General features: G+C 71.8%; 14 protein-coding genes. All 14 read left to right on the forward strand.

Annotated features, from left to right (window positions below; translation table 11 throughout):
* The 14 genes from ACIPN7_RS06300 to ACIPN7_RS06365 all read left to right on the forward strand — a co-directional run bounded on the left by ACIPN7_RS06300 (position 1) and on the right by ACIPN7_RS06365 (position 13012).
* Positions 1-915: a carbohydrate ABC transporter permease gene (locus tag ACIPN7_RS06300; RefSeq protein WP_400539067.1), complete on the forward strand. Its 915-nt coding sequence runs from the start codon at positions 1-3 to the stop codon at positions 913-915.
* The gene (locus ACIPN7_RS06305) at positions 912-1754 is read left to right on the forward strand and encodes a carbohydrate ABC transporter permease (RefSeq protein ID WP_400539069.1); all 843 of its coding nucleotides are present in this window, start codon (positions 912-914) and stop codon (positions 1752-1754) included. The genes ACIPN7_RS06300 and ACIPN7_RS06305 overlap by 4 nt, the downstream gene beginning before the upstream one ends.
* A 74-nt stretch (positions 1755-1828) precedes the next feature.
* The gene (gene deoC, locus ACIPN7_RS06310; RefSeq protein WP_400539071.1) at positions 1829-2533 is read left to right on the forward strand and encodes a deoxyribose-phosphate aldolase; all 705 of its coding nucleotides are present in this window, start codon (positions 1829-1831) and stop codon (positions 2531-2533) included.
* The gene (locus ACIPN7_RS06315; RefSeq protein ID WP_400539073.1) at positions 2523-3503 is read left to right on the forward strand and encodes a ribokinase; all 981 of its coding nucleotides are present in this window, start codon (positions 2523-2525) and stop codon (positions 3501-3503) included. The genes deoC and ACIPN7_RS06315 overlap by 11 nt, the downstream gene beginning before the upstream one ends.
* On the forward strand, positions 3500-3997 hold the full coding sequence (locus tag ACIPN7_RS06320; protein WP_400539075.1) for an RbsD/FucU domain-containing protein: 498 nt from the start codon (positions 3500-3502) through the stop codon (positions 3995-3997). The genes ACIPN7_RS06315 and ACIPN7_RS06320 overlap by 4 nt, the downstream gene beginning before the upstream one ends.
* Before the next feature lie 43 nt (positions 3998-4040).
* Positions 4041-4964: an amidohydrolase family protein gene (locus tag ACIPN7_RS06325; RefSeq protein WP_400539077.1), complete on the forward strand. Its 924-nt coding sequence runs from the start codon at positions 4041-4043 to the stop codon at positions 4962-4964.
* On the forward strand, positions 4961-5875 hold the full coding sequence (locus tag ACIPN7_RS06330; protein WP_400539079.1) for a fumarylacetoacetate hydrolase family protein: 915 nt from the start codon (positions 4961-4963) through the stop codon (positions 5873-5875). The genes ACIPN7_RS06325 and ACIPN7_RS06330 overlap by 4 nt, the downstream gene beginning before the upstream one ends.
* On the forward strand, positions 5872-6621 hold the full coding sequence (locus ACIPN7_RS06335) for an SDR family NAD(P)-dependent oxidoreductase (protein ID WP_400539081.1): 750 nt from the start codon (positions 5872-5874) through the stop codon (positions 6619-6621). Before ACIPN7_RS06330 ends, ACIPN7_RS06335 begins: the two co-directional genes overlap by 4 nt.
* A gap of 56 nt (positions 6622-6677) precedes the next feature.
* A complete protein-coding gene (gene solA / locus ACIPN7_RS06340; protein ID WP_400539083.1) occupies positions 6678-7820 on the forward strand; it encodes an N-methyl-L-tryptophan oxidase in 1143 nt (380 codons plus the stop codon).
* A gap of 43 nt (positions 7821-7863) precedes the next feature.
* Positions 7864-8370, forward strand: coding sequence for a hypothetical protein (locus tag ACIPN7_RS06345; RefSeq protein WP_400539085.1), 507 nt, complete (start codon positions 7864-7866; stop codon positions 8368-8370).
* 93 nt (positions 8371-8463) lie between these two features.
* Entirely contained in the window at positions 8464-10644 is a 2181-nt protein-coding gene (locus ACIPN7_RS06350) for an RICIN domain-containing protein (protein WP_400539087.1), read from the forward strand.
* A gap of 182 nt (positions 10645-10826) precedes the next feature.
* A complete protein-coding gene (locus ACIPN7_RS06355) occupies positions 10827-11237 on the forward strand; it encodes a nuclear transport factor 2 family protein (RefSeq protein ID WP_400539089.1) in 411 nt (136 codons plus the stop codon).
* A 30-nt stretch (positions 11238-11267) separates the two neighbouring features.
* A complete protein-coding gene (locus ACIPN7_RS06360; protein ID WP_400539090.1) occupies positions 11268-11738 on the forward strand; it encodes a nuclear transport factor 2 family protein in 471 nt (156 codons plus the stop codon).
* Positions 11739-11776: 38 nt separating this feature from the next.
* Positions 11777-13012, forward strand: coding sequence for an epoxide hydrolase family protein (locus tag ACIPN7_RS06365; protein ID WP_400539092.1), 1236 nt, complete (start codon positions 11777-11779; stop codon positions 13010-13012).
* Positions 13013-13027 lie beyond the last annotated feature (15 nt).

Genomic DNA, 13027 nt, shown 5'->3' on the forward strand with positions numbered 1-13027 from the left:
ATGGCTCGCACCACGACCACCCGGCGGGGCGTCCTCTCCGGTCTCGCGAACGGGCTGATGACGCTCCCGGCCGCCGCCGTCTACACCGGGCTGACGGTGGTGCCGGTCGGGTATGCCGTCTACTACTCGTTCACGCAGTACAACGGGATCCCGAGCCAGGCACCCACCTGGGTGGGCTGGGAGAACTACGCGCGGATCATCGCCGACCCGATCGGCGACCTGCAGTCCGCGGTCTGGGTCACCTCCGTGATCGCCGTGGTCGGCGCCTTCCTCGTGAACGGCGCCGCCCTCGGCCTCGCGCTGCTGCTGCGCCGCACCACGGCGCTCAACACGTTCGCGCGCGCCGTCATGTTCTACCCGCACGTGCTGTCCGCCCTGATCGTGGGCTTCCTCTGGCAGGCGATCCTGGGCCCGCAGGGCGCGGTGAACAACCTGATGGAGAACGCCGGGCGGTCCTCGCTGCCCTTCCTGTCCGACCCGGACTGGGCGCTGGCGACCCTCATCGGGGTGATCGTGTGGGCGCAGTTCGGCGTGCAGCTCGTCCTGTACCTGGCGGGGCTGCAGGCGGTCTCGCCGGAGCTCCAGGAGGCCGCACGGCTCGACGGCGCCAACGCCGGCCAGGTGTTCCGGCACGTCACCTGGCCGGCGCTCGCGCCGACCGTGACGGTCACCATCGTCACGTCGATCCTGTCGCTGCTCAAGGTCTACGACGTGGTGCTGGGCCTGACCAACGGCGGGCCCGGGGACGCCACGCAGACCTGGGCGTACGAGATCCTCGCGGTCTCGTTCGCGAACAACAAGGTGGGCCTCGCGTGCGCGCAGGCCGTCCTGCTGGTCGTCGTCGCCGGGGTCCTGTCATTCACGATCATCGCGCTCCGCAGGCGGGCCGAAGAAGGAGCGGAGGCCGTCGGATGACGCGCACCAGCCCGATCCGCACGGCGGTCCGCGTCGCCGTCGTGGCCGTGCTCTCGGCCGCCATGCTCGTGCCGATGTACATCATGGTCGTCAACGCGTTCAAGCCGCAGCAGGAGATCCTGCTGTCGCCGCTCGGGTTCGACCTGGCCACCCTGACCACCGACCACATCGCGGCCGCGTGGCAGAACACGAGCTTCCCGGTGGTCGAGGGCTACGCCGTCACGCTGTTCCTGGTGGTGGCCTGCAACGTGGTGGCCATCGGGGCGTCCGTCCCGGCCGCGTACACGATCGCCCGCACGCCCACGCCGCTGTTCCGGTTCCTGCTGTTCTTCTTCGTCGCGGGGATGTTCGTGCCGGCGCAGATCATCCTGGTCCCGGCGATCTTCGTGCTCAAGGCGCTCGGGCTCATGGGCACGCTGCCGGGCCTGGTGCTGTTCATGTCGTCCACGATGATCCCGTTCACGCTGTTCATCTTCAGCGGGTACATCCGGATGCTGCCGAGGTCGCTGGACGAGGCCGCGGCGATCGACGGCGCGGGCCGCCAGCGCATCCTGTGGACCATCGTGTTCCCGCTCATGCGGCCCATCGTCGCCACCGCGTTCATCCTCAACGCGCTGAGCGCCTGGAACGACTTCGTCAGCCCGCAGCTCATCCTCGGCCCCGGGTCGCAGTTCCGGACGATCACCACCGGCGTGTACGCCGCGGTGTCCACCTACACGACGAACTACGAGATCGTCTTCCCCACCCTGCTGCTCGCCGTGGTGCCGATCCTGCTGATCTTCGTGGTCATGCAGCGGCACATCATGGGCGGCCTCTCGGCGGGCGCCGTCAAGGGCTGAGCCCGCACACCGCCGCTGGGTCGCCTGGCCGCGCCCTGCCCACCCGCATCCCACCCGTCTTCAAGGAGACCCCGATGACCGTCGACTTCACCGACTCCAAGCAGGTCGCCCAGGCGATCCAGTACACCAACGTCAACCCCGACCTGACCCGGGCCGGTCTCGTGAAGCACGTCGAGACGTGCGTCGAGTACGGGTTCGACGCCGCGATGATCGCGCCCTACTGGGTCTCGCTCGCGAAGGACGTGCTGGCCGGCACGGGCGTGCGCGTGGCCTCGACCCTCAACTTCCCGATGGCCAACGACACCCTGTCGATGCGGCTGGCCGCGCTGCGGGCCCTGGTGGCCGAGGGCGTGGACGAGTTCGACTTCCCGCCGCACCCCGGGCTGCTGCTCGGTGGTGACGAGGACCTGTACGCCCGCGACATCACCGAGATCGTCGCCGTCGCGCACGCCGAGGGCGTCAAGGTCAAGGCGATGCTGGAGTTCGGGTTCCTGGAGACGGACGAGCTCAAGGTCAAGGCCACCCGGATCGCCTACGAGGCGGGCGTGGACTGGGTCAAGCAGTCCTCGGGCTGGGGCAAGGGCGGCCTCGCCGCCACGGAGCACGACGTGCGCCTGCTCGCCGAGAACATCGAGGCGCCGTGCCGGGTCAAGGTGTCCGGCAAGGTCAACTCGCTGGAGAAGATGCGGTCCCTGTTCGAGGCGGGCGCGGAGCTGGTCGGTACCAGCTCGGGCCCGGCGATCGTCGACGGCCTGGTGGGGGACCCGGATGCCTACTGAGACGGGCGCCACGGTCGCCGTCGTCGGCAGCTATGCCAAGGCCCTGGTCATGACGGCGGACCGGATCCCGGCGCCCGGCGAGACGCTGATCGGCCGGGACTTCCGCGGGACGTTCGGCGGCAAGGGCTCTGACATGGCGGTCCAGGCGGCCCGGCTCGGGGCCGGGGTGTCGTACCTCGGCGTGGTCGGCGACGACGTCTACGGCGCCGAGTTCCGCGACCTCCTGGAGCAGGAGGGTGTGGACCCGGTCGGGCTGCGGGTCGCGGACGGCGAGTCGACGGGCGTCGGGTTCATCGTCAAGGACACGGCGGGCGCCAACGTCATCGTCGTCGACCCCGGGGCCAACAACAGCTTCTCCCCGGCCGACGTCGACGCGGCGGCCGGGGCACTGACCGCAGCCGACGTCGCGCTGGCCCAGCTCGAGATCCCGCTGGCCACCGCCCTGCACGCGCTCACCGTGGCGCGCGCGGCCGGGGTCACCACGATCCTCAACCCCGCGCCCGCCGTCGACCTGCGCGGTACCGACCTGACCTGCGTGGACGTGCTGACGCCCAACGAGCACGAGGCCAAGGCGGCGCTCGGCCTCGGACCCGACGACCCGACGCCGCCCGCCGAGCTGGGCCGGCGCCTGCTGGCCCTCGGCCCGCGGGCCGTGGTGATCACGCTCGGCGAGGCCGGCGCCCTGGTCGTTATCGTCGACGGTGCCGCCGAGGTGGCGCCGGTGCGCGTCGCCGTCGTCGACTCGAACGGCGCCGGCGACAGCTTCAACGCGGCCCTGGCCGTGGCGCTCGGGGAGGGCCGGGACCTGCCCTCCGCGGCACTGTTCGCCGGGACGGTCGCGGCGCTGTGCTGCGAGCACTGGGAGACGGTGCCGTCCTACCAGGACCGGGCCACGGTCGAGGCGTTCCTCGCCGCGGCCGCCGCCGGCCCGACGACCGACACGACGACGAGCACGGAGGCGCGACGATGAGAGCTGGACGGATCCTGCACCCGGAGCTGGCCCGGAGCCTGGCCACGCTGGGGCACACCGACGTGGTGCTGGTCACCGACGCGGGCTTCCCCATCCCGGCCGACGCCAACCGGGTGGACCTTGCCCTGACCCGCGGGCAGCTCGACGTGCGGTCGGTGCTGCGGGCGCTCCTGGAGTCGACGTTCTTCGAGGAGGCGCACTTCGCCACCGAGCTCAAGACGCACCACCCGCGCCTGTACGGCGAGGTGCAGGACATCTTCACCGGCTCCGGGGCGACGTTCCACGGGACCACGCACGAGGCGCTCATCGCCGAGTGGGCGCCGCGCGCCAAGGTAGTGGTGCGGTCCGGCTCGTTCGAGCCCTGGGCCAACTTCGCCCTGGTCGCCTCGACGGCGCCGTTCGAGTGGTTCGACGACGACGAGGTGACGATCCTGCCCGCGTACGTGGAGCGACGCCGGCTGATCAGCGAGTCCGTGCGCCCGGACCTCGCCTGAGGCGGGCTGGGCCAGGACGGATCAGGCCAGGAAGGATGACGCCATGACGCACAAGGCCGTGCCCCAGAAGATCGACGCCCACCACCACCTCTGGGTCCGCTCGCGGACACCGCAGCCCTGGATCGACCCCGGCACGATGGGCGCCATCGACGCCGACTTCACGCCGGACGACCTGGACCAGGCGCTGGCGGACCAGGGCGTGACGGGGACCGTCGTGGTGCAGTCCGTCCCGGTCGAGACCGAGACGACGGACCTCCTGGACCTCGCGGCGCGCACGCCGGTGGTCCGCGGCGTCGTCGGCTGGGTGGACCTCGCCGCCCCCGGCGTCGCGGACGCCGTCGCGCGGCTGCGTGCGGGCTCCGGGGGAGCGCACCTGGTCGGGGTGCGGTCGATGGTCCAGGCGGAGCACGACCCCGGGTACCTCGACCGCGCCGACCTGCGGCGGGGCATCCGGACGGCCGCGGACGCCGGCCTGGCCCTCGACCTGGTCACCCGGCACGATCAGCTCCCCGCCGTCGCACGGCTGGTGAACGAGGTGCCCGAGGTGCCGTTCGTGCTGGACCACCTGGGCAAGCCGCCGCTCGCCGGCGACGACCCCACGACCGGCGGCGACCTCGCGGGCTGGGCGGCGGCGATCGACGCGATCGCGGCGGCGCCGAACGTGACGGCCAAGCTGTCCGGCCTGGTCACCGAGGCGTCGTGGGATCACTGGTCGGCGGACGGGCTGCGGCCCGCCGTCGAGCACGCGCTCGCCGCCTTCGGGCCCGGGAGGCTGATGTTCGGCTCCGACTGGCCGGTCAGCCTCCTGGCCGCCCGCTACGACCAGTGGGTCGACACGTTGACCTACCTCCTGGCCGGGCTGTCGCCCGCCGAGCAGGACGCGATCTGGCAGGACACCGCGCGGCGCGCGTACGGCCTGCCCGCCTCCGCCACAGAAGAACCCGAGGAAGAAGAGGAACAAGGATGAAGCTCGCCCGGATCGGAACCCCCGGCCAGGAGCGCCCCGTGGTGCACGACGGCGAGGCCTGGCGGGACCTGAGCCCGCTGACGGCCGACATCGACGGGGCGTTCCTAGCGGCCGACGGCGTCGCGCGCACCCGCGCGGCGCTCGCGGCGGGGACGCTGGAGCCGGTGGACGTCGAGGGCGTGCGGTTCGGCGCCCCGGTCGCCCGGCCGTCGGCGATCGTGTGCGTGGGCATGAACTACGCCGCGCACGCCGCGGAGTCCGGTTCCGCCCCGCCGGAGCGGCCCGTGATCTTCCTCAAGACGCCGAACACCGTGGCCGGCCCGGACGACGCCGTCACCATCCCGCGGGGCAGCCGCAAGACGGACTGGGAGGTGGAGCTCGCGGTGGTGATCGGCCGCCGCGCCAGCTACCTCGACTCGCCCGAGGAGGCCCGCGACGTGATCGCCGGCTACACCGTGGCCAACGACCTGTCCGAGCGCGCGTGGCAGATCGAGGAGTCCGGCGGGCAGTGGTCCAAGGGCAAGAACGCCCCGGGTTTCACGCCGCTGGGCCCGTGGCTGGTCACGCCCGACGAGGCCGACGTGCCGGACCGCGCCTTCGGGGCCGGGCTGCGCCTGCGGTCCTGGGTCAACGGCGAGCCGCGCCAGGACTCGACCACGTCGGACCTGATCTTCGGCGTGGACGTGCTGGTGCACACCCTCAGCCAGTACCTCGCGCTCGAACCCGGCGACGTGCTTCTGACGGGCACGCCCGAGGGGGTCGCGCTGTCGGGCCGGTTCCCGTACCTGACACCGGGCGACGTGGTGGAGGTCGAGATCGAGGGGCTGGGGCGCCAGCGGCAGGAGTACGTGGCGTGGGCGCGTTCCACGGGAAACCCCGGTGCCGTTGAGACCGCCGAGGTGCGCGCATGACCGCCTTCGACGGCCTCGTCGCCGTCGTCACGGGCGGGTCCTCCGGGATCGGCGCCGCGATCGTGCGCCGGCTGCGCGCGGGCGGCGCCCGGGTGGCGGTCTTCGACGTGGACCCTGACGCCGCCGACGCCGACCTCGCGCTGCCGGTCGACGTGACCGCCGCCGCCTCGGTCGAGGCCGCGGTGGCCGCCGTCGAGGCGCAGCTCGGGCGGCTCGACGTGCTGGTGAACAACGCGGGCATCGGCGCGCAGGGCACGGTGGCCGACAACCCCGACGAGGAGTGGCTGCGGGTGCTCGACCTGAACGTCGTCGGCATCGCCCGCACCACGCGGGCCGCGCTGCCGCTGCTGCGGCGCTCGCCCGCCGCCGCGATCGTCAACACCTGCTCGATCGCTGCGACGGCGGGCCTGCCCCAGCGCGCGCTGTACAGCGCCAGCAAGGGCGCTGTCCTAGCGCTGACACAGGCCATGGCCGCGGACCACGTGCGCGAGGGCATCCGGGTCAACGCCGTGAACCCCGGCACCGTGGACACGCCCTGGGTGGGCCGGCTCCTGGCGAGCGCGGCCGACCCGGCGGGCGAGCGCGCGGCCCTGGAGGCGCGGCAGCCGCACGGCCGGCTCGTCTCCGCGGACGAGGTCGCCGAGGCGGTCGCCTACCTGGCGAGCCCGCAGGCGGCGTCGACCACGGGAACGACGATCGCGGTGGACGGCGGCATGCACGCGCTCCGGGTCCGCCCGGTGTCCTGATCTCGACGGCCGGGCGGGCCACCCCGCCCGGTCCGGCCGCGGGTTAGCGTGCAGAGGTGAACACCATTACCTCGGACGTCGTCGTGGTCGGGCTGGGCGGGTTCGGGAGCGCCGCGCTGTGGCGGCTCGCCGAGCGCGGCGTGTCCGTCACCGGGATCGACCGGTTCGACGTCGGGCACAACCTGGGCTCCTCGCACGGTGTGACCCGGCTGTTCCGGGTCGCCTGCATGGAGCATCCCGGGCTCGCCGCGGTGGCCCGCCGGTCGCTGGACCTGTGGACCGAGCTGGGGGAGCGGTACGGCGAGTCGTACGTGGAGCAGACCGGCTGCCTCAACGTGGGTGCTCCGGGCTCGCGCGTGATCGAGGGCACGACGGCGGCGGCCGCGGCGGCCGGCGTCGAGCTCGACCGTCTGTCGCACGACGAGCTGGTGCGGCGGTACCCGCAGTACGCCGCGTACGACGACGAGACGGTCGCCGTGTTCGACCCCGAGGGCGGCCTGTGCTTCCCGGAGCGCAACGTCCGGGCGCAGGTCCGGGCGGCTGTCGAGGCCGGCGCCCAGGTGTACCCCGGCACGCGCGTGACGGCGGTCGAGCTCGTGGGCGGCGGCGTGCGCGTGACGACGCCGACCGCGGTGTTCGAGGCCGGGCAGGCCGTCGTGGCCGCCGGGGCGTGGAACGCGAAGCTCCTGCCCGGCCTGCCGCTGCGGCCGCGGCGCACGCCGCTGTTCTGGTTCGCGCCGAAGGCGGGCGCCTCGCAGCCGTTCGACCTGTCGGCCTTCCCGTCGTTCATCTACGAGCTCGCCGACGGGCGCGGGCTGTGGGGCCACGGCAGCGGCGACGGCTTCCACATCAAGATCGGCCTGAGCGACCACGGGCACGACGACACCGACCCCGACGAGCTCGACCGGTACATCCACCCGCGCACCGACGTCGACCGCCTGGCCGAGACCGTGGCGGCGGCGTTCCCGCAGGTGGACCCGGTGCCGGTCAAGGCGATCCCGTGCATGATCACGAACTCGCCGGACGAGCAGTTCCTCGTGGGCCGGCCCGGCGGCGACCCGCGCCTGGTCATGGCGGGCGGAGACAGCGGGCACGGGTTCAAGCACGTCGCCGGCGTGGGCGAGCTGCTGGCACAGATCGCGGTCGGGGAGCCGACCTACGGCGACGTGGGCTTCATGAACCCGGACCGGTTCGCGTGAAGAATGGCACCGAGCACCCCCTGACATGCGGAAAGATGCGCGCATGAGGTTCGAGTATTTCGCAGCCCCGGACGACGAGACGGCTGCCCTGACCATCGACGGTGGCGAGATCGACGGAGCCGTGGCATCCCACGTGGTCGACCCAGCTTCCGTGCTGGGCCAGCTGGAGCGGCTGCTCGGCGGCCCCACCGGCGACGACGGCCTGCGCAGCGCCCAGCTCGTCGCCGAGAGCCCGGACGGCGCCCGGCTGCTGATCCGGCTGTCCAACCACCTGGTCACGCTGTTCGGCATGGTGCGACCCACCACGCTGGACGACGTCGTCAAGCACTGGTCGCTCTCCCGGCGGTTCCGCCGCGCCGAGCCCGAGGACCTGCACGCCTTCGCCGCCGGCCTGCACCAGCTGTGCGAGGGCACCGGCAAGCGGGTCTACTGCCGCGCGACGGCCGACGAGAGCGAGCTGGCCGCCGCCATGGCCCCGGCCGCGGCGGTCCCGGCGGGCGTGGAGGACGCGGACCCGGCCGAGCCCAAGCCCCTGCCCCGGCGGCGCTGATACGGGGTTTTACCTACTGACAGGTTAGTAAGTGGATCGGTAGGGTGAGGTGCCGCCGCGACGATGCGGCGCCAGACCCTGCCGGAGGCTGCCATGTCCCCTGTTCGGAAGGTGGTCGGCGCGCTGAGCGCCGTCCTGCTCGCTGGCCTGCTGGGGGTGGTCGCGTCCCCCGGCGCGGTCGCCGCCTCCACCGGCACCATCGTCGGTTCGGGCAGCGGCCGGTGCCTCGACGTGACCGACGGGTCCACGGCGAACGGCAACCGGCCCCAGATCTGGGACTGCACGGCGAACAACGCCAACCAGACCTGGACCTTCGCCGACGACGGCTCCGTGCGCGGGCGCGGCAAGTGCCTCGACGTCGCGGACGGCTCGACGGCGAACGGCGCCGTCGTCCACCTCTGGGACTGCTACTCCTCGCTCGCGAGCCAGCGGTGGACCCTGACCTCCGCGGGCGACCTGGTGAACCAGGCCGCGAACAAGTGCCTGGACGTCACGGGCGGCGCGACGGCGAACGGGACCAAGGTGCAGCTCTGGACCTGCACCGGGGCCGCCAACCAGAAGTGGACGCACAGCGGAGGCTCCGTGCCGCAGCCGAACCCCGACCCGGTCCTGCCGGACCCGGCCAACCCGGACCTCGGCCCGAACGTGGCGGTCTTCGACACGTCCATGTCCGACGCCGCGGTCCAGGCCAAGCTCAACAGCGTGTTCGACGCCCAGGAAACCAACCAGTTCGGCCCCCAGCGCCAGGCGCTCCTGTTCTACCCGGGCTCCTACGACGTCGACGCCAACGTCGGCTTCTTCACGCAGGTCGCGGGCCTGGGCCTGGTGCCCGACGACGTGAACATCAACGGCCACGTGCACGTCGAGGCCGACTGGTGGCCGGACGGCTCGCAGAACGCCACGCAGAACTTCTGGCGCTCCGCCGAGGGCCTGTCCGTGACGCCCGCCGACGGCAACGACCGGTGGTCCGTGTCCCAGGCGGCGCCCTACCGCCGCATGCACCTGCGCGGCGGCCTCGCCCTGTCCGACGGCGGCTGGTCGTCCGGCGGCTTCATCGCCGACTCGAAGATCGACGGCCAGATCAACTCCGGCACGCAGCAGCAGTTCCTCACCCGGAACTCCGCCATGGGCAGCTGGACCGGGTCCAACTGGAACCAGGTGTTCGTGGGCAGCACGGGGACGCCGTCCAACAGCTTCCCGAACCCGCCCTACACGACCATCGCCACGACCCCGAAGGTCGCCGAGAAGCCGTACCTCTACGTGGACGACAACGGCTCCTACCGGGTCTTCGTGCCCGCCGTGCGGTCCGGCTCGACCGGGACGACCTGGGCGAACGGCGACCCCGCCGGCCGGTCCCTGCCGATCGGCGACTTCCACGTGGTGCGGCCTGGCGACACCGCCGCCAGCATGAACACGGCGCTCGCCGCCGGCAAGCACCTGCTGGTCACGCCGGGCACCTACCAGATCAACCAGACGCTCCAGGTCAACCGCGCGGACACGGTGGTGCTGGGGCTGGGCCTCGCCACGTTCGTGCCGCAGGGCGGCATCGACGCCATGCGCGTGGCCGACGTCGGCGGCGTGCGCCTGGCCGGGATCATGTTCGACGCCGGGACCGGTGGCTCGAACGTGCTGCTGCAGGTGGGTCCGGCCGGCTCGTCGGCCGACCACGCGGCCAACCCGACGGTGCTGTCCGACGTGTTCATCCGGGTCGGCGGCTCGGTCGCGGGCAAGGCCGTGGTGAGCATGGAGGTCAACAGCGACGACGTGATCGGCGACCACGCCTGGATCTGGCGGGCGGACCACGGCAACAACGGCACGGTGGGCTGGACCGTCAACACGGGCCGCAACGGCCTGATCGTGAACGGCGACGACGTGACGATGTACGGCCTGTTCGTCGAGCACTACCAGCAGTACCAGACCATCTGGAACGGCGAGCGCGGGCGCACGTACTTCTACCAGAACGAGATGCCGTACGACCCGCCGAACCAGGCCGCGTACATGAACGGCTCCACGGAGGGCTGGGCGGCCTACAAGGTGGGCGACGCCGTGACCGACCACCAGGCCTGGGGGCTCGGTAGCTACGCGTTCTTCAACGTCAACCCGGCGGTGGCGAACGCGCGGGCGTTCGAGGTGCCGGTCCGGTCGGGCGTGCGGTTCCACAACATGGTCACCGTGTCGCTGGGCGGGGTGGGCACGATCCGGCGGGTCATCAACAACACGGGGGAGACGGTGAACTCGTCGCGTCAGGTGACGTATCTGACAACGGGGCCGTGACCGAGGCCCGCTGATCCCCTTCGAGGCCCGAGTTTCTTCGCTTTGAGCCCGCTCAAAGCGAAGAAACCCGGGCCTCGAACGTGTCTGCGGCGGGCGTGGTGATGGGCGCGGCAAAAATTGGACTTGCTGGTCCAATTTATCGGGATCACAGTGGACCACACAGTCCAGTCAAGGAGATCCCCATGCACACCAGTACCGCCACCAGCACCACCGAGCGCGAGGCGCGCAACGACGCCCTCGTGCGCGAGTTCGTCGACGCCTTCGAGAAGAAGGACGCCGCTCTGCTCGGGACGTACTTCGCCGACGACATCGTCTTCGAGAGCTACGGCGACCCCGAGATCCGGGGCCGCGCCGGGCTCGTCGAGATGTGGGCCGGTGTGTTCCGCAACTTCGCCGGGGTCCGGTTCGAGACCCTCCACCAGGCCGTCGACGGCGACATCGTGATCGCCGAGCAGGTGCACGGCCTCGGCCTCGCCGGCAAGCCGCTCGCCCCGATCAGGAACCTCGCGGTCTACGAGATCCGCGACGGGAAGATCGCCGCCTGGCGCGACTACACCAACCCGCTGGAGGCCAAGCGCCTCCTGGGCCTCTGACCGATGTCCGACACGCAGAACGGAAGAACGATGAGAGACCTGGAGACCCTGAACGCGATCGAGGACATCCGCCGCCTCGAGGCGCGCTACGCCCGCTACGCCGACGAGAAGCGCTGGCAGGACCTGGCAGGCCTGTTCACCGAGGACGGCTGGTTTCGCTCCCTCGACGTCGACGGCAAGGAGATCGTCAGCATGACGGGTCCCGCTGACATCGCGGGCCAGCTCGGCTCGCGCAACTCGGGCGACGTGCAGCCGCTGCACCAGCTGCTCACCCACGAGATCGACGTCGAGACCCCGGACACCGCCTCGGCAGTCTGGGCGATGGCCGACCTCATCTTCCGCGGGGACAGCGCGATCCCCGAGCCCGGACCCGGGGACACCCTGCCGCCGTTCCGGACCATGCGCGGCTGGGGCCACTACCACGTCACCTACCGCAGGGTCGCCGGCGGGTGGCGCATCGCCACTCGCACCCAGACCCGCACGCGGCTGGAGTTCGCATGACGAGCTCGCCGGTACCCGACCCCCGAAGGAGCACCACCATGTCCACCAGCGAGAACACCGACCTGGAGCGGCACCGGTTCACCGTCTCGATCCCCCAGGAGGCGATCGACGACCTCAAGGACCGCCTGCGCAACACCCGCTGGCCCGCCGACATCGACGAGTCCGACGCCTACTACGGCACCAGCCAGGCCTACATGAAGGAGCTTGTGACCTACTGGCTGGACGAGTTCGACTGGCGGGCGGCCGAGCGCGCGCTGAACGAGGCGAACCAGTACCGGGTCACGGTCGACGGCACGCCGATCCACTTCGTCAAGGAGGCGGGCAAGGGGCCGGCGCCCATCCCGCTGATCATGAGCCACGGCTGGCCGTGGAGCTACCGCGAGTGGTCCAAGGTGATCGGGCCGCTGACCGACCCGGCGGCACACGGCGGCGACCCGGCCGACGCGTTCGACGTCATCGTGCCCTCGCTGGCGGGCTTCGGCTTCTCGACGCCGACGGGCCGCCCGGACATGAACTTCTGGAAGATGGCCGAGCTCTGGCACACGCTCATGACCGACCACCTCGGCTACGAGCGGTACGCCGCCGCCGGCGCGGACTACGGCGCCCTGGTCACGAGCCAGCTCGGCCACAAGTACGCGAAGGACCTGTACGGCATCTGGCTCGGCCACGCCATCCACCTGGACCTCTTCCAGGGCGAACGGCCGTGGGACCTGACCGGCGGCGCGACGGTGCCGCCCGGGGCGTCCGACGAGGTCCGGGACGGCATCCTCACCTTCCAGGACCGGTACGCGTCGCACGTGGCCGTGCACATCCTCGACAACCAGAACCTCGCCTACGGGCTCGCCGACTCCCCGGTGGGGATGCTGTCGTGGATCCTGCGCCGGTGGACCAAGTGGAGCGAGTCGAACGGCGACGTGGAGAGCGTCTTCCCGCGGGAGCACCTCATCACGAACGCGACTATCTGGTGGGTCACCCGCTCCATCACCAGCTCGATCCGCTCGTACGTCAACGCGAACCGCTACCCGTGGACGCCGTCGCACGACCGCACGCCGATCATCGAGGCGCCCACGGGGCTCACGTTCCTCGGCAACGAGAACCCGCCCGGGGTGAGCACGGAGCAGCGGGTCCAGTTCTTCCTCGACGACCCCGCCGAGAAGCCCTGGTACAACCCGACCTACCTCAAGGCGCACGAGCACGGCGGGCACTTCACGCCGTGGGAGAACCCCGAGGCGGTCGTCGAGGACATCCGCGCGACCTTCCGTCCGCTCCGCTGAGCACTGGACCGCGGC

The sequence above is a fragment of the Promicromonospora sp. NPDC090134 genome (assembly GCF_044746965.1).
In the GTDB taxonomy this organism is placed as follows: domain Bacteria; phylum Actinomycetota; class Actinomycetes; order Actinomycetales; family Cellulomonadaceae; genus Promicromonospora.